The organism is Ekhidna sp. (assembly GCF_965227465.1).
In the GTDB taxonomy this organism is placed as follows: Bacteria; Bacteroidota; Bacteroidia; order Cytophagales; family Cyclobacteriaceae; genus Ekhidna.
In genome coordinates this window covers 3,613,732-3,638,324 of record NZ_OZ245746.1, presented here as the reverse complement: position 1 = coordinate 3,638,324, position 24,593 = coordinate 3,613,732, and the positions used below count along the sequence as shown (strand labels likewise).

Here is a 24,593-nt window from a genome sequence, read left to right as displayed (position 1 = left end):
ATCAAACTAGAGTCCGCATAATCAGCATTCAGTCATTCTCTTTATAAATTGCAGATTATTCCCAAAACATTATCCGTTACGATAAAGCATTAAAATGAAAAAATTCAACGCCTTTATTCTTTCTTTTCTGATTACCTGCATGGTTGTTACTGTCTCATGTGACAAAAATGGAGATATCGTTTTATTCAGTATCAACAACGACATTTCACTGGGACAACAGGTAGCTGCTGAAATTGAAAGTATGCCAGAGCAATTTCCGATTTTAGATCGATCTTCAAACATAGAGGCATACACGTACCTGGAGGGTATGATGAATTCCATTTTAGCTTCAAGCAGTGTCACCTATCGTACAGAGTTTCCATGGAAGGTCAACATCATCGATGATCCTGAAACGTTAAATGCATTTGCTACTCCCGGTGGTCAGATCTATGTGTATACGGGTTTGATTTTCTTCCTGGACACGGAAGATCATCTTGCAGGGGTCATGGGGCACGAAATTGCTCATGCAGATCAACGTCACAGTTCAAAGCAGCTTCAAAGACAATATGGTGTAAGTGTTCTTCTTAGTATAATTACCGGAGGAGACCCAGGGCTTCTTACACAAATAGCGTCATCACTCGGAAGCTTAAAATTTAGTAGAGATGCGGAAGCTGAAGCAGACGATTTCTCTGTACTTTATCTGGCGGATGTAAATGATTATGCTTGCAACGGAGCAGCTGGCTTTTTTCAAAAGCTTTTGGATAGCGACGCACAAACTCAGCCGGAGTTTTTGAGCACTCACCCCAGCCCAGATAATCGTGTAGCAGACATCAATGCGAAGGCAGCTGACGAAGGTTGCGATACTACGATGGGAGCAGATGCGGTCTCTGACTATGATGAATTTAAAGCGGCGCTATCCAACTAGTAGGCATTGTCTACTCATCCTTTAGAGACTTTACTGGATTTTGACTCGCTGCTTTTATGGTCTGTGACCCAACCGTAATCCACGCAATTAGGATGGCGGTGAAAGCTGCTATAGCAAATGACCACACGGAAAGTGATACACTTTCGGCATAGCTTTCCAACCACCTCAAGCCAAAATAATAGCTAATAGGAAGTGCGATTATTATCGACAGGATTACTGCTTTTGTGAAATCATAAGTCATTGAAACGGCCAGCTTCCAGCTTTCACAACCAAGTACTTTCTTGATACCTATTTCCTTGACTTTTCGCTGAACCTGGAAAATGGTTAGGCCGAATAAACCCATACAGGAAATAATAATCGCTAAACCAGAAAATATGCTGGATAGGTTGGCAACTCTCATTTCAGAATCATACATGGCTTGATAATCCTGATCAATAAATTTTGGCTCAAATGGATAACCGGGATTGAATTTTTCATAAAGTGATTCTAGTTGTTCTATGGTTTCAAGCTCTTTGCCACTTTCGATTTTCACCATGACATAATGTGCTCGTTCGGGACGGTAGAAGAACATAGCGGGCTCCACGGGGTTGTGCAGAGATTCGGTTGTAAAATCCTTTACAATTCCTATGATTTCTTTTTTGCCAGTGTAGTGCTCCACCTTTTTACCAATGGGATCTTCAAGCCCTATCATTCGAATAGCAGTTTCGTTGAAAATGACACTTTCTTTTTCGTTGTTAAGCTCTTCCCGAAAGGTTCTTCCGGCTACTAATTCCAATCCTAAGATGTCGACAGAATTGGCATCCCCATTATTTTCCCAAACATTAACCTGCTGACCTTCCCCTTTACCAACCCAGTCCAACCCGCCGGTTCGGTTTTGCATATCAGGACTGACAGAAAAACCTGTTTGAGAAACCTGTAAAACTCCCGTGGTATTTTCAAGTTCTGAAATGAACGCTTTACCATTTTCAAAAAGCTGTCCTTCTCTTAAAAAGTAAAGCAGGTTGTCTCTATCATATCCCAGATTTTTGTTGAGTGCAAAATCCATTTGCCTGCTTACAATCAAAGTTCCAACAATGAGTATGATGGAAAGTGAAAATTGAACCAAGACAAGTGCCTGTCTGCCCCAGGTTCGTTGGTTGCCAGAAAACTTTGCTTTAAGAGCCGAAATAACCTCTAACCGTGATAGATGAATGGCGGGGTATAGACCTGCAATAATTCCGATTAGTGGGATAAATAGGAGAAAGTAACCAATCATCGAAATATCAAGATCGAGCTGTTTTCCGGTTAGTTGATTAAAGGGTTCGAGCAGGGCAAAAACCAACCCTATAGCAGTTACAGTTGCAAGAGTTGAAAGCAATAGTGACTCGAAAAAGAACTGGAAAGCCAGCTTCCCTTTCGTTGCGCCAAAAGATTTCTTTACTCCTATTTCTTTTGTTTTGAGTGAAGCAAATGCTGTAGATAAGTTGATGAAATTGATACAGGCAATAAGCAAAATGAAGGCAGCAACCATGATGGTCATGTTTACATACTCGATTCTACCTCCGGCTTGCTCACCATTTTCGTATTTTCCGTGTAGATAGCGGTCTGCATAACCCGTAAGAAATAGCTCTACACTTTCATTCGCCTGGTTGGCCTGAAAAATTGCATTCAATTTTTCTTCCACTAAACTTTTTTGATGCAGGTCATCCAGCTTCACTAATACTCTGCCGTAGAAATTACCCCAGCCCTTATAGTTGATGAGTTCGTCATGATAAAAGGTCCACGGAAGGATAAATTCGAATCGCTCTGAAGTGGCAGGTGTAACATCCTCTAATATTCCCGCAATCTGAAATGTTTTTTCAGTGCTCCAGAAATGCCAGTTTAAGGTTTCTCCGACTACATCTTCTTTTCCAAACATCTTAGTGGCCAGAGATTTTGTGATAAGAATATTCGTAGGGTCTGATAGTGCCTGAATATTCCCCTTCCAAAGGGGAAAGTCCAATAATTTTAAGTAATCAGCATCTGCAAAACGGCCTTGTACTTTGAATCCTTTTTCATCAACGCTTAGGGTATATTCATGCACATCTGTAGAAACGGCCGATTCGTTTGCTTGTGGAATCTGGGCCTCAATCTCTGGTTCTAATAGTCCACTTACACCTCTGGAGATACTAATCCCATTAACGTTGTTGAATTTGGAATACACCTGAAATAATTTGTCAGAATCAGCATGAAACCGATCTTTATTCACCTCATCAGTGACCCAAAGAACACTAAATAGCACACAGGTCAAACTGGCGACAAGGCCAATGAGATTGATTCCAAAGACCGTCTTGTGTCTTTTGAATCCACGAAGAGAGATAAGTAGATTATGTTTAAACATGCCGTAATAGTTGAATTTTTGAGCACCACTGGCGGGCTTAATAATGTCCTTTCTAAAGAATCGAATCACCGTCCAGGCGAATCTCCTCCTTGCTTTTTTTAGTCCGTATATTTGAATGTCTTCATCGAATTGCTCTTCCAGATCTCCCAGGATGGACTCCTGCAATCGGGGATTGCAATACCACTTGAAAAACCGAGTGAATAATTTTGGTGTTTGGGGAGCCTTCATGCTGAAAAATTGAGCTGTGGAGCCAATTTCCACAGGTTAGTCCTCGCATCTTTCATTTCCTGAAGGAGTGCTTTGCCGGTGTTAGTGATCTTAAAAAATCGCTTTTTTCTACCACCTCTAACGTTGGTGGCGCCTCCCATGTAGGATTCTAGAAATCCTTTTTCTTCTAGCCTATATAGAGTTATATGAACGGAACTTAGATTCACTTCACGGCCCTGATGTTCCTTGATGGCCTTAACAACCGTGTTGCCGTATGCCTCGTCCTCCAGGATTAAAACCATGGTCAGAATAAGTTCTTCAAACTCACCTAAAAAATTTGTTCTACCCATTATTATTGAATTTGTAAAACAAATATACGGATGATTTCTATTTAAGTTGTAAAACAAATAAAATCTTAACCTTTTTAGTTAGCCTTCATCATTATTAAAGTGGCATTTCGAGTGTGAGTGTACTATTCTCCAGACGCTTCTCAAGGCCAAGGTTAAATTTCAGATGCTTGGCAAGCTTGTAGCTTACGATTAAGCCAAGAGCCACGCCCTTTTCATTTTGTGACTTTATTTCATGTATTTCAGTCACATTATTAAAGAGCTCATTTATGTCTTTTTTATCCAGTACCTCACCATGGTATGTAATGGTCATTTGAAGTGCCGTTTGATCGCGAACTAACGCTACTTTTATTTGGCTATCAGGTTTGCTGAATTTGATAGAATTAAATAATTGATTTTGAATGATTAGCGACAGCATTCGTCGATCGGTAGCCACTTGATGATTACTGGGGGTAAACAAAATTGACACATCATGCAGCTTGAATGTTTTATTAAATTTTTTAATGTTTTCATCAATTAAAGAAGATACGTCGAACGTTTCTTCATAGATCATTAGTTTATCAAACTGAATGAGAGACCAGTAAAATGCATTGTCTAGTGAAAGCAGAGATTCTGTCACCCGTTGACTAGAATCACTAATAAACCTTTCAAAATCTGATTTAGGTAGTTCGTCGGAATTTTTAAGAAGTGCAACAAGTGTAGTTAGCGGAGATCTCACATTGTGGGAAAGAATATAAAAAACCTGATCCTTTTTTTTGTTTTCATTGATGAGATATTGTTCAGATTGGGTAAGGAGCTTATTCTGTTCTGAAATCTCCTTAGTGTGTTCTTTTATTTTTGTTTCAAGGTATTTCTTGCGTCGCTCCACCTTATTAATCCTTCTGTACACCAGAAGAGCTACAATGGAAGACCCTACAAGCAAGCCAAATATTCTAAACCACAAAGTTTGCCAAATACTAGGCTCTATGGTTATAAAGAGAGAGGACGCTTGTTCATTCCATTTTCCATCGCCATTGGAGGCTTTCATCATAAAAGTGTATTCACCGGGGTTCAGATTAGTGTATGTAACATTTCGCTTATCCGCATCAGTAAAAATCCAATCTTCATCAAAGCCTACAAGCTGATAGGCATATTTTGAATCTTCTGGATTACTATAATCCAGTGACGCAAATTCAATGGAAAAAGAATTGTGAAAATGTGCAAGAGTTACCTGTGAGGAATCAGATACTCTTTCCATCAATGGAGGCTTTCCATCTATAAGAATCTGACCAGGACGCACCGTTTCATTAAAAATTTTCAGATCCGTAAAGGCAAGCCGGGGTTTCTTTGAATTGTATTTGATGCTGTCAGGGAAAAAATATGTGAGTCCGTTTACCCCACCAAAAAAGAGCTCGCCCGTATAGCACTGGAAAAAAGAATTTGTATTGAATTCATTACTTTGGATTCCATCATTCTCATTGAAGCTTAGAAAGGTATTGACATTTCTATCATATTTATTTAATCCATAGTTTGTACTAATCCATACATCATTTCCATCCGGAACTGCCGCATAGACGACATCATTACTAAGGCCATTTTCAGTCGTAAATTGTTGATATTGATTGGTTTTGGGGTCGAATTGATAAAAACCATCTCCATATGTGCCGATCCAGAGTATATCATCATCGCTTTGGTGGATGCTTGTTAGTAAATGAGGAAGATTGGAATCGGGAAGTACCTTTTCGAAAACATCAACTCTTTTATTAAGTTGATACAAACCGTCACCATAGGTAGCAGCATATATTTCTTTCGATTTTGTTTCGAAGATGTTCATGACGTTATCATCACCGATACCTCCATTTTTGGTATTGTAACTTCGGATATGCTTTCTGTTCGCACTATTTATGACCGATATACCTCCGCCTAACGTGCCTATCCAGATTGAGCTGTTTTTCATTGATTTCACAGCTCTTATTTTGTTATTAGATATGATAGGATTGTCATCCTCGGCAAAATACCTTTCAAAGGTTCCGGTTTTAGGATCTAGACGATTAAGGCCAACATTTGTACCTACCCAAACCGCTCCATCTGTGGAGTAGTCCATGATCTTCACATCGTTGCTACTTATAGACTCGGAATCATTTTCGTTGTAAACAAACTTTTGATTCTTAGCTGTTTTCCTATTGAATAAATTAAGACCTCTCGATGTTCCGATCCACAACCTATGGTCTATTTTTAAAAGCCCTCTCACGATATTGCTAGTCAGTCCATTGGCATCACTTGTTTCAGTTCTAATCAGTCTGAAATTCTTATTGGAAATATTTATTCGGTATAGCCCGGCTTCTACTGTTCCAACCCACAAACAATGAGTATAATCTTCATAGATTTTATTTACAGATGAATACTTGAATAGCTCGGATTTGAAATTAGACTCAACAAGTGCTGATCTCTTCTCGTCAACCTCAAAAATTCCTTTCGTTTCTGTCCCAACCCAGATGCTATTTCTATGATCTTTGAATACACTTATGGCATGATAATCCATGTTTGGCATTCGATATTTAGTTAGCCCAGAGATTGAGGCAGTTTTGTCGGAGTTGACATTTACAGAATCGGGATCAAATGAAAAAAGCCCTTTATCAGATCCTATCCATATTTTTTGGTTTATAAGAATTAGAGATCTTACAGGTGTACTGTTGAGAAATTCAAAATTGTACAGCTTGTTCGATCCGGGCGAGAGCATGTAGAGGCCAGTATCCTTGCCTATCCATATTTTACCATTTTTATCTAGTGAAAGGGATTTAATAGGATTTTCGCTAATTGTGGATTCAATTAGTTTAAACTCAGCATTAGTAAGGCTAGACGCTTTTAATAAACCTTTTTCTGTACCAATTATGATCTTCTCATCGTCTATAAAGATGTTATTTATCTCTTTGAATATAGTTGTTGGTACATTTTGAAATCTGTCTGTTTTATATACATATTTCGAAAGACCAGTTTGTGTACCGATCCATAGATTGCCTTGCTTATCCTTTGCAATACACTTTATGAAGTTATTTGGAATTGAATTTGAGTTTTGTGGATCGGACTTGTAGACTTTGAATGTGTACCCGTCATATTTATTTAGCCCGTCTTGTGTCCCAATCCATAGGAATCCGTCATCGTCTTGTAGGATGTCTTGAATGGTGTTTTGGGATAAACCGTTTTTTACAGAAATATTGGAGATGTTGGTATTATACTCCTGGCAAAAGCTTTGTACAGTAAATAGGCACAGTATGCCAATTAATACAAGTGAGTATGTATTGGCTTGTCGATGATTCATCTTAGTTAAAGATAACATCCATGAAACAAACAGTTCAGCTAAAAGTTTACATTACTTCCATTTGCATAAAGCTTGTTTTTTAAAAATGAACATGTGCTACCATCTTTAAAAGACTTGACCGGATTTTAAGAGTTCTTACCTCCTTGTATGAAGACCTAGAGACAGATTATCAATTTGAATTAAATAAGCGTTAATTACTCATCTCTAAGTGTAAAGAATTAAAAAGCCTCTCTATTGCTTAGTGAGGCTGAAATCTATGTTTGGCTTTTTCACTCGTATTTAAGGGACTCCACCGGATTTGCTTGCACTGCTTTGAAAACAAAAATATAGATCGTTCCCAATGCCAATATCAAGATAATCCCTAAACCCATAGATATAGTGTAAAATGAAATTTCTGGGGCATTGTATACTTTACTTGTCCAGGCTATATTGATAAGCACAGCCAATGGTGTGGATAGTGCGATGGCAATGACAATAACCCATATGAATCCTTTGGATAGGCCGAACATTAGGCTAGCCAGTTTACAACCCAATACTTTTCTAATCCCAATTTCTTTTGTCTTAAGCTCTACATGGTGAATAACCATACTAAATTGACCGAGGCATGCAACTAGAATTGCAATGAAACCAACAATACCAATGATATTTACAAGCTCAGAGAATTCTGAATTTATATCTTCCATTTCGTACGAATATGTTTCATAATCCATTCTGCGATTATTGTCAAATTTGTTCCAAACGGATTCAATTATTTCTGCACCCTGCTTCGGAGAAATTCCTGCAATCTTTATATTGACAGTAGAAAGTGATTCTGGCTCGTACTGCATAATTAGGGCCCCACTTTCGACGAAGATAAATTGATAACTGAAGTCTTTCACCACTCCAATCACTCTCTTTTTTTCAGAGGTTATTTTACGTGTGTCTTTATCGACAGAATGTATTTCAACAATTGTGTTTAATGCACCAAGTGCATTCTCATGTCCCAGAGCGCGCATGGCTTTTTCATTAATAATAACATTGCTGCTCTCATTTTGTGGACGAGTAGAAAAATTCTTTCCTGCAATTATTTCAATACCTAAGTTATCGAGTGCGTACGCATCTATGGAAAAAATAGAAGACTTAATATTTCTATCTGTGGAATAGCGATTAGTTATTTCTACATCTTCAAAGGAAGAGATAACTGGAAGGTTTGAGACCGCAGAAACGCCAGCTACTTGTGGGTTCTTCAACAATTCGATACGAAATGTTTCGTAAGGAATATTATTTGTTTTGGGTACGTTTATAATATTGGTATGATCAAAACCGTAATCAGTGGTGATAAAAACCCTAGCCTGCTGATACAGTATGATGGTGGTTATAATAAATATTACCGAAAAGGAATACTGAAAAAATACCAGAACCTTTCTGAATACGAATGAGGGAGATTTTCTTGAGCCGGTAGATCCTTTCAAAACTGAAATAGATTTGAAAGAAGAAAGGTATAGTGCCGGATACACACCAGACACAAAACCTACGGTAATTGCAAAAAAAATGAATGAAATATAGATTTTGAAGTTGCTATTGAAATTCATGGTAATAGCTCCATCAATATCACGCAAAATCTTCAGGTCATTAAAGATTGGAACCAAAACCTGAAGTAATAAGAAGGCACAGATAAGTGATATGAAAATGACAATTTGGGCTTCCATTAAAAACTGAGTAATAACTTGTCTTCTGCCAGCACCAAGCACTTTTCTTACACCAACTTCTCTTGCTCGTTTTAAGCCTCTAGCAATAGCCATATTCATGTAATTAAAACTGGCGGAGAGGATCAAAACCAGACCGAGAATACCAAAAAAATAGGCAACAAAACTAGGCGTTGTAATTCCAATTTCATTTCGGATCAACGAACCCAGGTTTATTTGATCGAGTCTTTGCGTTTCAAAATGATATAGGCCTTTTTTCTCTTCAGGTATTTTAATATCCAAACTGGCAAAGTAGTTTTCAAGAATTTGATCAGAAGTTTCCTCTTTTAACCTGAAATAGTTGTAAAACACCTTTGAACCTTCTTCCCAGTCTGTAAGTAACCTTTTGTTTTCCTCCTTATTTGAAAATGTGCTGATTGGTATGACTATATCATAAGAAAGATGAGTTTTATACTCAGTCCTATCGATCACTCCCGACACAATGAAATCACCTAAATCTTGAATGGTAATCGTTTTTCCAATCGCAGTGCTTTCACCAAATATTTTGTTTGCCATTTCTTTCGAGATAATCACATTGGTGTCATTGTCTAATGCACTAACCTTATTTCCTTTCACCAAATCGAAATGAAAGAAGTTTAGAAAATTGCGAGATGCGTATAATCCGTTAAATTGAAATTCATCTTGATCGATTGTCAAAAGCCCTGTTTTTTTGATAATTTGTGTTGATGCTTTAACTGACTCTACATTAAGTGAAACAAGCTGGTTAACTTCATAAGGAGAAGTTCCGTAAGAATGATTTATATCTTTAGCAACATCGTGAATTACTGTGATGGTACGGTAGGTGTTGACCGCATTTGGGTTGTGTTCATCTTGAGTGTCCTGATCAAAAATGAATAGTATGATAAGCATTGCTATTGCCATGCTTACTGTCAAGCCAAACACATTTATTGCTGTAAAGCCTTTTTGCTTTAAAAGGTTTCTAAGTGAGATTTTAAAGTGATTTTTTAACATGCCGTAATAGTTGAGTTTTTGAGTGCCCTTAGAAGGCTTAATTATGTCCTTTCGAAATAGCAGAATTACGTCCTTTATAAATTTTCTATCTGCTTGTTTTTTACCCAGTTCTTGTATTCGCTCCTCGTATAGTTCCATCAGGTCTCCTTCGATAGGTCTGACCAAATCTGGATGGCAATACCACCGAAAGAAGCGAAGGGGATATTTAGGAGGTGTTTTATTCATCTTTCAATGTTTCTACTGGATTTTTAAATGCGGTCTTAAATGCCTGCTGGCTGATTGTCAAAAGCGTTATGAAAATGGCGATTGCACATGCTGCGCCCAAAACCCACCAACTGATCTCTGTTCTGAATGTGTATCCCTGTAACCAGTTGTTTAAGAAATAGTAGGATAACGGAATAGCTATGCTGCTGGCAGTGACCACAAGCAATAGAAAATCCTTTGAGAGCATTTTCCAAAGTGTGAAAACCGATGCTCCAAGTACTTTTCGAATGCCAACCTCCTTGGATCTTTTTTCTACTACGAAAGATGAAAGACCGAAAAGGCCAAGGCAACTAATCAATATTGCCAGCATGGCCAATATAGCTGCTAATCTACCTATTGACTCTTCCGCCTGGAATAATCGATTGTATTCATCATCAACAAATTGATAATCAAATGGAGCCGATGGAACAACCTTCTCAAATACTTCCGCTAAAACCGGAAGCGCCTCTTTGGCAGAGACATTTTCTTTTATCCTAAGATAAAAATTTTGCATCCCACCGTCAGAGAGGAACATGATTGATGGAAACGTTGGCTCATATGGCGAACCTTTTATCATATCTTTTACTACACCAATGATCTGGAAACTAGGATGCCCAAACCAATCTTCTCTGAATTGTATTGATTTACCAATGGGGTCTTGGAAACCCATTATTCTAAGAGCAGACTCATTGATAATCACATTTGCACTTTCATTGGCAAATTCAGCGTTAAAATCTCTGCCCTGCACAAACTCTAATCCAATGGTCTTTCCATAATCATGAGAGATTCTAATGGTATTGAATGCTGGATTTGAGTCAGTGTTCTTACCGTCCCAGTCAAACCCTGTGTTCCAACCTAGAGTACTCAGAACCGAATAGTTGGCACTTCCGGTATTCTCAACCAGCCCCGTATTTTTCAATTCGTCTTTAAGCACATCGTACTTTTGATAATATTCAGGAGACCTGGGGATTAAAGAGACCAACTTAGCCTGATTATAACCTACTGGTAAGCTTTTGGCAAGCAATATTTGCTTGTAAACAATGGTGGTTCCTATAATCAAGGAAATAGAGATGGTAAACTGAAAGACTACCAGCACTTTTCTTGGAAGCTCTGTCAGGAGAGTGGAAGCGTTCGATTTTCCTTTTAAAGAGTTCACCGGATTAAATGAGGAAAGAAACAATGCTGGATATCCTCCTGCTAACAGACCGGTGAAAAAAATGAATGCCAGAATACTTAACCAAAACCGATAATCATCCCACATGATCGTCATTTCTTTGGCCGCTATGTCATTAAAGTATGGAAGAAGCGATGAAACAAGTAGTAGCGAGAGAGTAACAGCAATTGTGACTAAAAGCATTGATTCAGTCAAAAATTGGGCAATTAATTGTTTTCTGTGGGAGCCCATAGTTTTTCGAATACCAATTTCTTTTGCCCTTTGCTCAGAGCTGGCCGTGCTTAGGTTCACGAAATTGATACAAGCAATACCAAGGATGAACACTCCAATGATTCCAAAAAACCAAACGAACTTTAGTTGTTTGCTTGAGACAAGTTCTCCCTTGTCAAACTGAGCGTACAAATGCCACTCTTTCATTGGCATAAGGAAAAGTGTGGGTTCAAGACGCGCTGTATTTTCATCAACGTGGGGTAGCATTGCCTTTTCAATTAATGATGAAACCATGCGCTCATCTACTCCATCTTTCATTTGCACATAAATGCGCATGTTGTAGTTGTCCCAAACATTCAACGAGGACCATCCCTCCAGATACCTATTCAGTGGAGCAAAATAGGTAGCGTCAGCAAATTCAGAATTTCTGGGAAGGTCTTCATAAACACCTTTGACGGTGAGCCGCCACCTTGCATCCATTATCACTTCCTTCCCGAAAGGATTTTCTTTCCCGAACAATTTTTCAGAAAGTGACCGTGAAAGAAAAATACTACTTAACCCGTCCAAGTCCTGTACTCTTCCATGAACCATTTTTAGAGAAAACATTTCCGGAAACGCTTGCTGTACGAAATAACCACCCTGAGTGAATATCTTGTCATCAACAGCAATAACTCGATTCTCAATTCTCTGCCGCACCAATGCAATTGACTCAAAATAATCGCCATATTCATTCTCAAGTAAGGTACCCAAACCTGTAGGGTGAACTTGACTCACCTCTACTTTGGAACCGGACTCTATGCAATAGAGCTTTGCTATGGAATCGTAATTGTCATGGTTCTTATTGAAAGAAAGCTCATCAAAAATCCAAATGCTAATTAGAATCGCAACTGTCATACCTATGGCCAATCCTCCAATATTGATTATGGAGTGCGCCTTATTCCTAGTCAAGGTGCGATACCCTATTTTAAAATTATGTTTTAACATGCCGTAGTAGTTGAGTTTTTGAGTGCCCTCAGTGGGCTTAATTATGTCCTTTCGAAATAGCAGAATTACATCCTTTATAAATTTCCAATCTGCTTGTTTTTTCCCCAGCTTTTGTATTCGCTCCTCGTATAGTTCCATCAGGTCTCCTTCGATAGGTCTGACCAAATCAGGATGGCAAAACCATCGAAAGAAACGAAGAAAGAGTTTTGGGGGATTATGCATTGAAGAGTTTTGCAAATTTCACATCTAAAGAAATGGATGGTATGGCATCCCAAAGTGAGTTTCTGGTCTCTTTGGTGTACTCCATGGCTTCTTTACCAAGTGCTGTTATTTTGTAATAACGCTTAGGTCTCCCGGCCCGCTCTTGTGTGGCATTTTTGTCATGCGATTCCAAATAATCTTTATCCTCTAGCCTTTTTAAGGCAGACTGTAAAGCCCCGACACTTACGCCGCGGTTCAATCGGTTTTCTATTTCTTTTTTGATAGAAACGCCATATGCATCATCATAAAGAATGGCGACCGTGAGCATTACGATCTCTTCGAATTCACCTAGTTGAAATTTTTTCATTTGTCTAAAAGTTGAATAATGAGCGATTTACTGCCCCTTTTGATTAGTTCGATTCGTGTTCTCAATAATTGGATTAAGCCTGTCTGCCGATAGGCAGGTGGCACGCTTATAATTAATTCCTATTTGTAGAGTTTACGAATAAAGGAAATTTTAGTTATAAATTCCTAATTGTAGTAAAATTATTTTCCAATATGATTTGTAATATTGGATATGGATCTACTCATCCTTCAGCGTTTCAACCGGATTTCTATTTGCTGACCTCATAGCCTGAAAACTGATGGTTGAAATAGCTATAAATAATGCAGCAGCAATTGCTGACACAAATACCCAAATTTCAATAGGTGTGCTATAGGCAAAGCCTTGCAACCATTGCCTTACAAAATACCAGGCAATAGGACAAGCCAATAAAATAGCTAAAACCACCAGTCTTGTGAATTCTTTTGAGAAAGAAGCGGCAAGTTCTGCAACGCTTGCACCCAATACTTTTCGTATTCCAAGCTCTTTGGTGTGTTGTTCTGCTGAAAAAGCAGCTAGACCAAAGAGTCCAAGGCATGCAATGATCATGGCCATGACGGTAAATAGATTAAGTATGGTAGCCATTTTTTGTTCAGAGCGAAAGGTGGCATCAAATTCCTGATCCAAAAAGCTGTATTCAAATGGGATAGAAGGATCGATTTGCTTCATTTCTTCTTCCAATAAAATCAATAGCTTATTCAGATCTTCTTTGGTAGGAATGGCATCCGGGTTTAATCGCATTGAATAAAAGGACAGTCCCGCTCCATATTCCCAAACATGATCATTTTGATGATGGATGAGTATCAAAGGATCAATTTCTGATTTGACACTTTGAAAATTGAAGTTTTTGACCACTCCAACTACCTCATGTGCTTCTTCGCCACCAGATGCCAGAGCTACAGATTTGCCAACAGCCTCTTCAATCGTCCAACCTAGCTTATTAACGGCCTCTTCATTCAGGATGACTTTGTACTTGTCATTTTCGCGATCAGCCTCAAAATTCCTTCCTCGCAAAAATTCTAAACCGAGAACGTCGAGGTAGTCTTCATCCACTCTAAGGTTACTCAGTTGAACGACCGGACTTTCCGGATCATCCGCTCGGTATCGATCTCCGGTTGACACATAAGGGGGTATTCCAAAGGATTTTCCCACCGCAGTGAATTGTGGATTTGAGGCGAGTCTATTCTTTACTTTTTCGGTATCAAATCCCAATTCTTGCACATTGTGTAGCTGCAAAATATGCTCTTTAGCAAATCCAACATCTACGTTTGATGTGTATGAAAGCTGTTTTTGAACAAAAAATGTACAAATTATGAGAGTGATTGAGATCGTAAACTGAAATACAACCAGCCCGTTTCTAAAACCTTTTCCCTTAAATCCGGCCTTCATTTTCCCTTTGATTGACTCAATAGGCATAAAAGCTGATAAGTAGAATGCGGGATAGCTTCCTGCCAGTAAGCCCATGATTAGTATGAAGGCGATTGTTGTTGCATATAATATTGGATTGCTTACGTACGGCAGCAATTCAATTTGCTTGTCCGCTAAATGATTGAATGGTTCTATTGCCATTTTGACCAGAATGAACGCTAGCATGGTCCCTGCACTTACAAATAGTATGGACTCCAAAATGAACTGTCGAATGATTGATGATCGCCTCGATCCCATTACTTTCCTCATGCCTACTTCTTTCGATCGGTTTGTTGCTCGAGCTGTTGACAAGTTCATGAAATTGATTGCGGACAGAATGAGTACCAGTAGACCGATAGCTCCGAATAGTTGAACGAAGAGTGGGTTGCCCATAGGTCCGAAAGCATTGGTTGTCGGAGTTCCTGAAATGTAGATATCTCCTAGAGGTTGTAGATCCAGTTTCCATGGATTGCCAGCAGTAAACTCCTCGTAGCTTTGATTGAAAATACGTTCAGTAGTTGGGGGAGCCCATTTTGGAGGTATCGCTTGTAAATCATGTTCCAATGAAGCGATGTTCACTCCTTCGTTGACCAACCCGTAGGTAGAGAAGGCTGTCCATATCCACTTCCAGCCATGCGCCTGCATCATTTCGGACTCACTTTTTATGGAGACTAGCGCATCAAATTGAATGTGTGAACGAGAAGGAACATCTTGAAGAATACCTTTGACGACAAAGGATTTCCACGAGCCATCGTATTGTTTGATCTCCACGGTACGTCCCATGGCGTCTGAAGGAGTTACGTGCAGACCAAAATATCTCTTCATTGTTTTCTTTGTCAGCAAGATGGCTAGAGGGTCTTGTAGTGCGGTTTTGGAATCTCCAATCATCAAAGGGAAGGTGAAAACTTTAAAGAAATTTTCTTCTGCAGCATATAGCCTGTTTTCCTTAAAGGCATTATCCTGATTTCCATTGGCAGATGTGGTAACGGTCATTGATCCAAGAGACATTAGACGAGTTACCTCTTCAAATTCTGAAGCATCTTCCCTTAAGGCTGTTGCGACATTGGGCCCTGTAGTGGACATGGTACTAGCCCAGTCGCCCCAAATAAAAGGTTGATTTACACGATAGATTCGATCTCCTTTTTCATGAAAAGCATCGTATGATAGTTCATCATGAATATAAAGACCAATGAGGAGGCTGGTACTTATACCTATGGTGAGCCCTAGTAGATTGAGAACAGTAAATTGCTTTTGTCTCAGCGCATTACGACAGGCGATTTTGAAATTGTTCTTAAACATTCCGTAGTTATTGAGTTTTGTAGTTCCTTCGAAATTTTTGATAAGGGATGGCCGTAGAAGCTTTAATACCTCCCCAAAAAATATCCAGTTGGCCTTCCATCTATTTTTAGTCCTTGTGTTGTATTGATAGAGTTCGATTAGGTCGCCTTCCACGAAGCTCACCAGTTCCGGGTCACAAAACCATCGGAAAAAACGCATAAGTAATTTGGGAGGGTATTGAACGCTCACGATTGAGTGAATTTAAGATCTAGCGCTACCTTGGGAATTTCGTTATAAAGCTGATTGCGAACTTCTCTGGCATGCTCAATGGCACCCTTTCCAGATGAAGTCAATTGAAAATAGCGTTTTGGCCTACCACCTCGCTCGCCAGTAGACTCTCCCTCTTTGGAAGAAATATAGCCTTTTTGCTCTAGTCTCTTTAATGCAGATTGAAGCGCGCCAACACTGACGGATCGCTTTAATTTTTCTTCAATTGATAGTTTGATGGAAACGCCGTATGCATCTCCAAACAACACTCCAACCGTCAATAAAACGATCTCTTCAAATTCACCTAATTGATATTTTCCCATAGTTGTTTCCTAATTGCAGTGTTGCAATTCTAGAACATTATTGAGTTAATTCCTAATTGTAGTGTTGGTTTAAACTCAAATTAAAATTCGACTTCCCCCAAGTCGGATTTAAAAAATGGCTTTTGAGTCTGTCAAGGTTGATTATTCATCCTTCAATATCTCAGCGGGGTTTTGATGTGCGGCTTTTAGGATTTGGAAGCCCATGGTGATACAAGCCAGCAAAACGGTGAGAATGCCAGAGATTGCAAAAACCCACCAATGAATTGCATCATGATACGTGTAGTTTTCTAACCAACGATCAATGACAATCCAGGCAAAAGGAGATGCAATAAGAAAACCTAACCCGATAAGCTTTATGAAATTCACGGAGACAAGGGAAACAATACTTTCCACTGATGCTCCCAAGACTTTTCTCACGCCTATCTCTTTGATCCGGAGGTGAATGGAGTAGGTAGTTAGACCAAAGAGTCCGAGCGACGCAATGATAATACCCAATACAGTAAAGAAACTGAAAATTTGACTTTGCCTTAGTTCATCTTTATATAGTTCATTGTATGTATCTGATAGAAACTGAGCCTCGAAGGGATAGGTTGAAAACTCTCGTGTAGTCTCATCCAGAAAGGCAATCGTCTCAGCTAGGTTATTTGCATCTGTTTCGAAAGATAAAAAGCGATAATTGTCAGGATTTGTTCTCACGATCATCAGGGGTTCAATTTCAAAGTGTGCGGAATGAATGTTAAAATCCTTCACAACTCCTATGACCTCACGATATGGGATATTCCAGTCTTCTGTAAAACGCTTCCCAATAGCCTCTTCAGGTGTCCACCCTGCTGCTCTGGCAGCTGTCTCATTGATTATACAGACATTGAGAGAGTCTTTAAAATCACGTGAAAAATTCCTGCCGGTCAGTATTTCCATTTCATACAGATCAATAAAATCATAATCGATACTCATTTCATAAACGGGAAGGTCATCACCCGGATCTCCTCCAATATCGTCGTTGACTATCGTTGATTGAATGATGTCTATCGGAAGGTTTTGTGATCCGGCCACACTCAGTATCCCAGGGTTACTTAACCATCGATTTCTTAAGGATTCGTAGTGATTTTTTACTTCGTTGCTTCGAACTCTTAAAGTGATAATGTTCTCCTTCTGAAATCCAAGGTCTTTCGATTTCATAAATTGAAATTGTTGATTCGCCTCCATGGCACAAATAATCATGGCTATTGAAATAGCATATTGACCTACGATTAGCACCTTCTGAGTGATTCCTCCCTGAGCTTTAGATTTTCCTTTTAATGCTTTTACTGGTTTTTGTTTAGAGATAATAAGGGCCGGATAGTATCCGGAAAGAATCCCTAACACAAGCATGAGCCCTATTAAAGCAGGCAGAATTGAAAGGAAAAGATCGGTATCAAAATACAGTTGCCGATCAAGCAACTGACTGAAAACAGGGGCTATACCCCATGCTAGAAAGCAGGCGACTAAAAGTGCGAGAAATGTTAGTGTAACAGACTCAAGTAGAAACTGAAAAATGAGCTGTGACCTGCTGGCACCAATGGTTTTTCTCAAACCCACTTCTTTGAATCTGCTGATAGATCGCGCAATGGCAAGGTTGGTATAATTTACTGCGGCAAGCAGCAAAATGATGCCTGCAATAATGGAGAAAAGTCTTAATTGTGCTTTATCTCCTTTCAGTCCAACGTCAAAATTCAGATCTGTTTGAAGGTGAATATTTGCGAGCGATTCAAATCGGTAATTCTGAGGATATTTTTCTGTGTCAATCCAGTACTTCTCAAGAAGGCCTGGCATTTTATTTTCAAGCTGCGTTACATCAATACCTTTTCCAATACTGAAGAAAGTATAATAGCCATTGCTGCGCCACCTTTCACGCTGCATTCGTTCCTTATACCAATCCCTACCTTCAACATTGACAACAAAATCAAATTGAATGGAGGATGTGATCGGAGGATCGTTTATGACGCCAGTTACCTGGCATAACTGATCTCCCTGCATAAGCTGTTGACCAACTGGATTTATTTCATTGAAAAGTTTTTTGGCTAATGATCGGGTAATCACAATGCTGGATGGATCATCAAGGGCTGTTTCAACATCACCGTCGAGAAAAGTGTATCTGAATACATCCAAGAAACTTCGATCTGAGAAAACACCCTTTTGCCAATAAAGGGACTCTTCACTTTTTCCAAGCAGCCCGTTGAAATTGGTAAAAGCCGTAGCGGCATCAACTTCTGAGAATTCTGAAGACATTGTGGATGCTAGCTGCAGAGGAGTCACAGCATAAGTGTCTCCATCTACCAAATAATTTCCCGGTTGATGATTATATACCCGATAAATCCTGTCTGCATTTGGAAGAAATTGATCGTAGGAATATTCATGCTTGATGTAGGAAATGATAAGTATCAAACAAGTTATACTAGCAGAAAGACCACCAATATTTACTGCTGCATAAAGTGGTTGCCGTCTGAGATTTCTAATGGTTGTTTTAAAATAATTTTTGACCATGCCATACTGATTGAGTTGCTGAGTTTCTTCAAAATTTTTGATGATACCAGGCCGAAACAGCCTCATGACATCCTGTGTGAACAGCCATTTAGCCGCTTTATTTCCATTAGTCCGTTTTTCAAAGCGTTCCAACAGATCACCTTCTATGTCCTCTACATAGTCCGGATGGCAGAACCAGCGGAAGAAGCGGAGTGGATATTTTGGTGGACGCTTATTCATCTTTTAGAGATTCAACCGGATTGACAGTTGCTGCTTTGATTGTTTTCGTGCTTATGATCAGCCATGCGATCGCGAGAGCGAGCAAAGCCCCGATAGCGAAATACCACCACTCCAAATCGATGTGATACGCAAAATTTTGAAGCCATTCTTGTGCACCTAAGTAGCTGAGTGGTATGGCGATCAGGATTGCTAATAAAACCAATTTTGTAAAGTCCGTAGACAAAAGCATCACGATTCTGGTAACCGAACAGCCAAGCACTTTTCTGATTCCAATCTCTTTTATTCGTCTCTCGGTAGTGAAGGTGACCAATCCCAATAAGCCTAGTGAGGAAATAATAATAGCGAAGACCGCAAAATATCCGGACAAACTACCGATGCGTTGCTCTGAGGCATAAAGTGCCTCATATTCATCCTCCAGAAATTGCGATTCGAATGAAAAATTCGGATGGACTTCTTTATACAATTTTTCGATCTCCTCAATTACTCTCATTTCTGATCCGGCATCAATACGGACCATGTAGTTTTGGCCCCAGTCCCTGAATCGAAAAATAAGTGGCTCAATCGGCTGATGCAGTGAGCCGTATTGAAAATCTTCAACAACACCTATGATCTCCCGGTATTCATCATCGCCGTATTTCAATTTGAAACCAATCGGTTCTTCCAGTCCCATCATTTGAAGGGCAGATTCATTAATGATTACTTTGGTTCTGTCATCATTGAAGGCACGATTGTAGGACCTCCCAGCTACTAGCTTTAGCTCCAAGGTTTCAAGGGTGTTGTAACCAATTTTTGGTGACTTAAATAAGTGATTTCGGTTCGCTTGATCGCCGTTCCAATGGAACCCACTTCCATTGTCATTTCCCCATAAAAATGGACCAGCCATACTGGTAGCGTTCTTTACTCCCGGAATTTTCTCAATTTCTGAAATAAGGATGTTGGGGTCTACTCTATCCGATCCTTTTCCTTCGAAGGTTAGCAGATTAGCACGATTATAACCCAATGGTTTATTCTGGATAAAGCTTAGTTGCCCATTGACAACCAACATTCCTATAATGAATATGACTGAGAGACTGAACTGGGTAATTACGAGTCCCTGTCTCATCCATTTTTCTCCAGACATGGAAGGAAGTTTCCCCTTCATGATGGAGATTGGTCTAAACGAAGAAAGGTAAAATGCCGGATACAATCCTGCGATTAGACCCAGGCTGATAGCTGCAATTAATATGGTAGGGATGATATCAAGAAGTGCAAAAGTGAGCGACTGATCTATCAGCTGGTTAAAATAAGGGAGCAACGAATATACTAGAACAACAGCACCTATCATTGAAAAAAGGGACATGAGGGTAGATTCTGTTAAAAACTGAAAAACCAGCTGTTTTTTGTTTCCGCCCATCGCTTTTTTCACCCCTATTTGCTTCAGCTTCATAGATGCCTGCGCAGTAGATAGATTAATAAAGTTTATCGCTGCAATCAGAATAATTAATAAAGCGATATAGCTGAACAGCCTCACATTTGCAATACGCCCGCCTACCAGCTCACCATCCTCAAACTGACCAAACAGGTATCGATCAGAGTACTTCTGAAGGAAAATGGTAAACTTCTTATTGTGTACCTTATCGTTATAATGATCAGCGATCTTTTTACTAAATGAGTATGGGTCTACCCATTCAGCTAGTTCTATGTATGTTTCCGCATACCCACCATTCCAATGATCGGCCCAAGGGTCCGCATCAATTAAATTTTCATAGCTGACCATTAGCTCAAACTGTCGTGTAGCATTTTTTGGGGGAGGATTGAAAACGCCGGTCACAACGAAGGGCTTATCAAAGAATTCACAATTCCAATTAAAATTTTGTCCCATGGCTGCTTTTGGATCACCAAAAAGCTTTTCTGCAAGAGGTATAGAGATTATAACAGCATTTTTATCAATCAAGGCAGTTTTGGGATCCCCACTAATGAGATCATAAGACATAATCGAAAAGATGGTTGGATCTGCAAACTGTCCGGTCACCTCCAGGTGTTGGCTACCATTTGTTATCACGCCCTTAGGGATGAAAAACTTGTTATTCACTCGTGTGCTTTTCACCACTTCAGAATGAGCCTCTTTTAGGGAGTTTGCCATTCTTCCGGAAGTATATTCCCATGTCACCTTGTTGTTAGGAAGTTGGAAATGACTCATTACCCTGTAGAGCCTTTCATCGTTGGAATTAAAATGGTCAACAGCTTTTTCATTATTGATCCAGAGAAAGATCAGAAATGCAGAGGCCAAGCCTGTGGCCAGACCCGTGAGGTTTATTAAAAATGAAGCTTTGTGTTTTTTAAACCCTCTAATTGAAATAAGTAGATTGTGTTTAAACATGCCGTAATAGTTGAGTTTTTGCCCGCTACTGGCGGGTTTAATAATTCCAGGGCGCAAGAGCTTCAGAACCTCCCATGTAAAAAGCCATCCGGATGGTCGTTTTTCAAACCGCTCCAGGAGGTCTCCCTCTATGTCTTCTACATAGTCCGGATGACAGAACCAGTGAAAGAAGCGAAGGGGATATTTTGGTGGTTGCTTATTCATCCCTCAATGATTCTACCGGATTGGCTAGAGCTGCACTGACCGTCTTAAAGCTCATGGTAACAAATGCCACGATGAGCGTAATGACTGCTGAGATAGCAAACACTTCATAGCCTAGTGGTATGCGATAAGCAAACCCATCCAACCAATTATTCATCAGGTACCATGAAAAAGGAATGGCAATGGTCAGTGCTATGATATATAACCTGATAAAGTCTTTCGATAGCAGGGCTATTATGCGACCGGTGGAAGCACCTAGTACTTTGCGTACGCCGATTTCCTTGTTGCGTTGAGCGGTGCTGTAGATTGTCAGCCCAAATAGACCAAGACACGCGACAAATATGGCCAGCGTAGAGAACACGGAGAAGATCATCCCAAATCGCTCGTCCGCTTCATATTGTGCATCAAAATTTTGATTGGCAAATCGAGTATCAAATGGCCGGTGTGGAACTATTTCTGTCCAAATAGACTCAAGCTCTGATAAGGTTTTGGAATAATCCTGGCTGTTTAGTTTGAGGGAGACAACCGAGACATTAAACTGTGTTCCGAATCGAATGGAGAGTGGTTCCACTTCTTCATGTAAAGAGACATAGTTGAAGTCTTCCACCACACCAATCACCTTACCTTCTCTTCCCCACTGTTCAAAAGACTGACCAATGATGTCTTGTGTGTTCGGATACCCATAAAGTTTGGCAGCTGATTCATTTAAAATCAGGGCATTGGCAGAGTCCAATGGAAAGTCACCGGAAAAGTTTCTTCCTGCGACCATGGTCATCTGATAGGTAGGGATAAAATCTTCATCTACTTCATAGATAGCTGGACCTTTATAGGTGATTTCACCTGTTTCGGGATCAGCAACTCCCGTTCCTGCATTAGGGAAGAAGTCACCCGGAGTAGCCCTGGAAATGGAGACCATTTCCACATCTTTATGATTTAAAAATTGTTGTTTTAGGTACTCCCGCTTTCGCTGTACTTCACCATCATAGCCAAAATCAATAACGAGCACTTGTTCAGAGTTAAAACCTAAATCCTGTCTTTGGAGGAAGTCCAATTGTGAGGAAACCACAGTGGCACCTGCCAATAAAATGATGGACAAAGAAAACTGCAGAACCACCAATGATTTTCTAAGCCAGATACCCTTGGATGAGGACTTGAATGCACCTTTCAGCACCGTAATTGGTTTGAAGGTGGAAAGCACAAAAGCCGGATAGCTACCAGCTACAATTCCGATGAACAGTATGGCACCTAGAGCGATGAATGCATTTTGAGCGCTGAACAACCATTTAATTGGTAAAGTTTTACCTGAAATCTGTTCAAGAAGAGAATGACCAAAAAACACTAAAATGGCAGCCATCATGGAGGCAATAAATGTCACCAGGATGGCCTCTACCAAGAATTGGTAAATCAATGCACCCCGGTGTGAACCAATGGTCTTACGAATGGCCACTTCTTTGGCACGCTCTACTGATCGAGCAGTTGAGAGATTCATGAAGTTGATACAGGCAATTAATAAGATGAAAATGGCTACCGATGTGAAAATGTAGATATTTCCCATACTACCCACTGGCCCAGGCTGACGCCCCGCATCTGAGTGAAGATATGCATCTGAAAGAGGTTCATATTTAATATGATAGAAAAAGTCGCTTGTAAAATTCTTGTCAAGAAAGTCTTCTGTCTTTTCTCGCAATTGCTCAATACTGGCGCCTGGCTTAAGGGTGAAGTAGGTGTAAAAATCCACATAACCCCATGAATCGAAAATTTGTGGACGTGAATTTCTAAAGGTGCTCATGGAGATGAGAGCATTGAAGGAGAAATGGGAGTTGGTTGGTACTTCGATTACACTTGTTATTTCATAAGGATCTTGATTGTCCATGATAATGGACTTACCAATGGGGTTTTCGTTTCCAAAGTATTTCTCGGCAAGTCGCTTAGTTAAGACCATCGTATTTGGTCTTTCCAGTGCAGTTTTAGGATTTCCCGCTAGTACTTTCCAGTCAAATATGTCAAATGCGGTAGAGTCAGCAAAGAGAACATCTGACTCTGAATAGGTGACTCCATTGTAGGAAAAGAGCCAAGGCGCATCACTCGTAAAACGAAAAACCTTGTCTACTTCAGGGAAAAATTGCTGCATGGCAGATGCTATCGGGGCATTTCCCCATACCTGATATTCACTCGTTGGTAATGAATCCCAATCTTCAGGTTTTTCATCATCAGAGCCAAAATTATGAATCACCCGATAGATATTCTCATACTTACTGTTGTACGTGTCATATGATAGCTCATTATTCACGTATATCAGAATCAGGAGACAACTGGCAATCCCAACACTTAGTCCGGAGATGTTGAGGAAAGAGAATGTCTTGTTGCGGAGTATGTTTCGAATACTCACTTTGTAGTAGTTAGAAATCATGTCGTAGTTATTTAGTTTTTGACCGCTTTTGACTGGTCTGATTATTCCTGGACGAAAGAGTTTTAGTACGTCCAGAGTGAATAGCCATTTTGCAGCTTTATTTTCATTAGTCCTTTTTTCAAAACGCTCCAAAAGATCACCTTCTATGTCTTCCACATAGTCCGGCTTGCAGAACCATTGAAAAAAGCGAAGTGACCATTTAGGTGGAGGAGTATTATCCCTGTTTGTCATTAATGACTGAATTTCACTACAAACTCAGGAACCGCATTCCAAAGCCCTAGTCGCTGTTCTTTGGTTTCTTGCAGAATGTTCTTCCCTGCCGATGTGAGATGAAAGAAACGCTTTCGCTTACCACCACGAACGGCAGTCGCTTCTCCCATTTCCGAAGACAGATAGCCTTTCTTTTCCAATCTTCGTAGGACCGTTTGCAATGCACCAATGCTCACCTTTCTGTTGAGGCGCTGCTCCATCTCTTCGATGATGGCGAACCCGTACGCTTCATCGGTGAGAATGGCTACCGTTAACATGACCACTTCTTCAAATTCTCCCAATTGATGTTTTCCCATGATTTTACATTTTTACCTTAAATGTAGTAATAATA

The 24,593-nt window shown here is 39.8% G+C and carries 13 protein-coding genes; 1 reads left to right on the top strand and 12 read right to left on the bottom strand.

The genetic code is table 11. From position 1 onward, the window contains the following. The first annotated feature begins 94 nt into the window (after positions 1-94). Complete coding sequence (locus ACO05G_RS15955) at positions 95-904, top strand: M48 family metalloprotease (RefSeq protein WP_421763638.1); 810 nt, start codon at positions 95-97, stop codon at positions 902-904. A gap of 10 nt (positions 905-914) precedes the next feature. Here ACO05G_RS15955 and ACO05G_RS15950 read toward each other — a convergent pair whose 3' ends face one another. The 12 genes from ACO05G_RS15950 to ACO05G_RS15895 form a co-directional block, all read right to left on the bottom strand. Next, a complete protein-coding gene (locus ACO05G_RS15950; protein ID WP_421763637.1) occupies positions 915-3,491 on the bottom strand; it encodes an FtsX-like permease family protein in 2,577 nt (858 codons plus the stop codon). After that, on the bottom strand, positions 3,488-3,820 hold the full coding sequence (locus tag ACO05G_RS15945; RefSeq protein ID WP_421763636.1) for a PadR family transcriptional regulator: 333 nt from the start codon (positions 3,818-3,820) through the stop codon (positions 3,488-3,490). Before ACO05G_RS15945 ends, ACO05G_RS15950 begins: the two co-directional genes overlap by 4 nt. Positions 3,821-3,914: 94 nt before the next feature. After that, positions 3,915-7,115 (bottom strand): ligand-binding sensor domain-containing protein, encoded by a 3,201-nt coding sequence (locus ACO05G_RS15940; RefSeq protein WP_421763635.1) that lies wholly within the window; start codon positions 7,113-7,115, stop codon positions 3,915-3,917. Between the two features lie 269 nt (positions 7,116-7,384). Then, the gene (locus tag ACO05G_RS15935; protein WP_421763634.1) at positions 7,385-10,036 is read right to left on the bottom strand and encodes an ABC transporter permease; all 2,652 of its coding nucleotides are present in this window, start codon (positions 10,034-10,036) and stop codon (positions 7,385-7,387) included. Then, complete coding sequence (locus ACO05G_RS15930) at positions 10,029-12,644, bottom strand: FtsX-like permease family protein (protein WP_421763633.1); 2,616 nt, start codon at positions 12,642-12,644, stop codon at positions 10,029-10,031. Before ACO05G_RS15930 ends, ACO05G_RS15935 begins: the two co-directional genes overlap by 8 nt. After that, positions 12,637-12,990 carry a PadR family transcriptional regulator gene (locus ACO05G_RS15925; RefSeq protein ID WP_421763632.1) on the bottom strand — a complete coding sequence of 118 codons (354 nt, stop codon included), beginning with the start codon at positions 12,988-12,990 and terminating at the stop codon, positions 12,637-12,639. Before ACO05G_RS15925 ends, ACO05G_RS15930 begins: the two co-directional genes overlap by 8 nt. A gap of 216 nt (positions 12,991-13,206) precedes the next feature. Further along, complete coding sequence (locus ACO05G_RS15920; protein ID WP_421763631.1) at positions 13,207-15,939, bottom strand: ABC transporter permease; 2,733 nt, start codon at positions 15,937-15,939, stop codon at positions 13,207-13,209. Beyond that, positions 15,936-16,280 (bottom strand): PadR family transcriptional regulator, encoded by a 345-nt coding sequence (locus ACO05G_RS15915; RefSeq protein WP_421763630.1) that lies wholly within the window; start codon positions 16,278-16,280, stop codon positions 15,936-15,938. Before ACO05G_RS15915 ends, ACO05G_RS15920 begins: the two co-directional genes overlap by 4 nt. A 141-nt stretch (positions 16,281-16,421) precedes the next feature. Then, entirely contained in the window at positions 16,422-19,022 is a 2,601-nt protein-coding gene (locus tag ACO05G_RS15910) for an ABC transporter permease (RefSeq protein WP_421763629.1), read from the bottom strand. Further along, entirely contained in the window at positions 19,015-21,585 is a 2,571-nt protein-coding gene (locus ACO05G_RS15905) for an ABC transporter permease (RefSeq protein ID WP_421763628.1), read from the bottom strand. Before ACO05G_RS15905 ends, ACO05G_RS15910 begins: the two co-directional genes overlap by 8 nt. Then, entirely contained in the window at positions 21,578-24,223 is a 2,646-nt protein-coding gene (locus tag ACO05G_RS15900) for an ABC transporter permease (RefSeq protein ID WP_421763627.1), read from the bottom strand. Before ACO05G_RS15900 ends, ACO05G_RS15905 begins: the two co-directional genes overlap by 8 nt. Further along, positions 24,223-24,558, bottom strand: a complete 336-nt coding sequence (locus ACO05G_RS15895; protein ID WP_348282882.1) for a PadR family transcriptional regulator — start codon at positions 24,556-24,558, stop codon at positions 24,223-24,225. The genes ACO05G_RS15900 and ACO05G_RS15895 overlap by 1 nt, the downstream gene beginning before the upstream one ends. Positions 24,559-24,593 lie beyond the last annotated feature (35 nt).

Coding starts and splice junctions, on each gene's coding strand:
- ACO05G_RS15955 (WP_421763638.1), top strand. CDS start 95: ATGAAAAAATTCAACGCCTTTATTCTTTCTTTTCTGATTACCTGCATG.
- ACO05G_RS15950 (WP_421763637.1), bottom strand. CDS start 3,491: ATGAAGGCTCCCCAAACACCAAAATTATTCACTCGGTTTTTCAAGTGG.
- ACO05G_RS15945 (WP_421763636.1), bottom strand. CDS start 3,820: ATGGGTAGAACAAATTTTTTAGGTGAGTTTGAAGAACTTATTCTGACC.
- ACO05G_RS15940 (WP_421763635.1), bottom strand. CDS start 7,115: ATGAATCATCGACAAGCCAATACATACTCACTTGTATTAATTGGCATA.
- ACO05G_RS15935 (WP_421763634.1), bottom strand. CDS start 10,036: ATGAATAAAACACCTCCTAAATATCCCCTTCGCTTCTTTCGGTGGTAT.
- ACO05G_RS15930 (WP_421763633.1), bottom strand. CDS start 12,644: ATGCATAATCCCCCAAAACTCTTTCTTCGTTTCTTTCGATGGTTTTGC.
- ACO05G_RS15925 (WP_421763632.1), bottom strand. CDS start 12,990: ATGAAAAAATTTCAACTAGGTGAATTCGAAGAGATCGTAATGCTCACG.
- ACO05G_RS15915 (WP_421763630.1), bottom strand. CDS start 16,280: ATGGGAAAATATCAATTAGGTGAATTTGAAGAGATCGTTTTATTGACG.
- ACO05G_RS15910 (WP_421763629.1), bottom strand. CDS start 19,022: ATGAATAAGCGTCCACCAAAATATCCACTCCGCTTCTTCCGCTGGTTC.
- ACO05G_RS15905 (WP_421763628.1), bottom strand. CDS start 21,585: ATGAATAAGCAACCACCAAAATATCCCCTTCGCTTCTTTCACTGGTTC.
- ACO05G_RS15900 (WP_421763627.1), bottom strand. CDS start 24,223: ATGACAAACAGGGATAATACTCCTCCACCTAAATGGTCACTTCGCTTT.
- ACO05G_RS15895 (WP_348282882.1), bottom strand. CDS start 24,558: ATGGGAAAACATCAATTGGGAGAATTTGAAGAAGTGGTCATGTTAACG.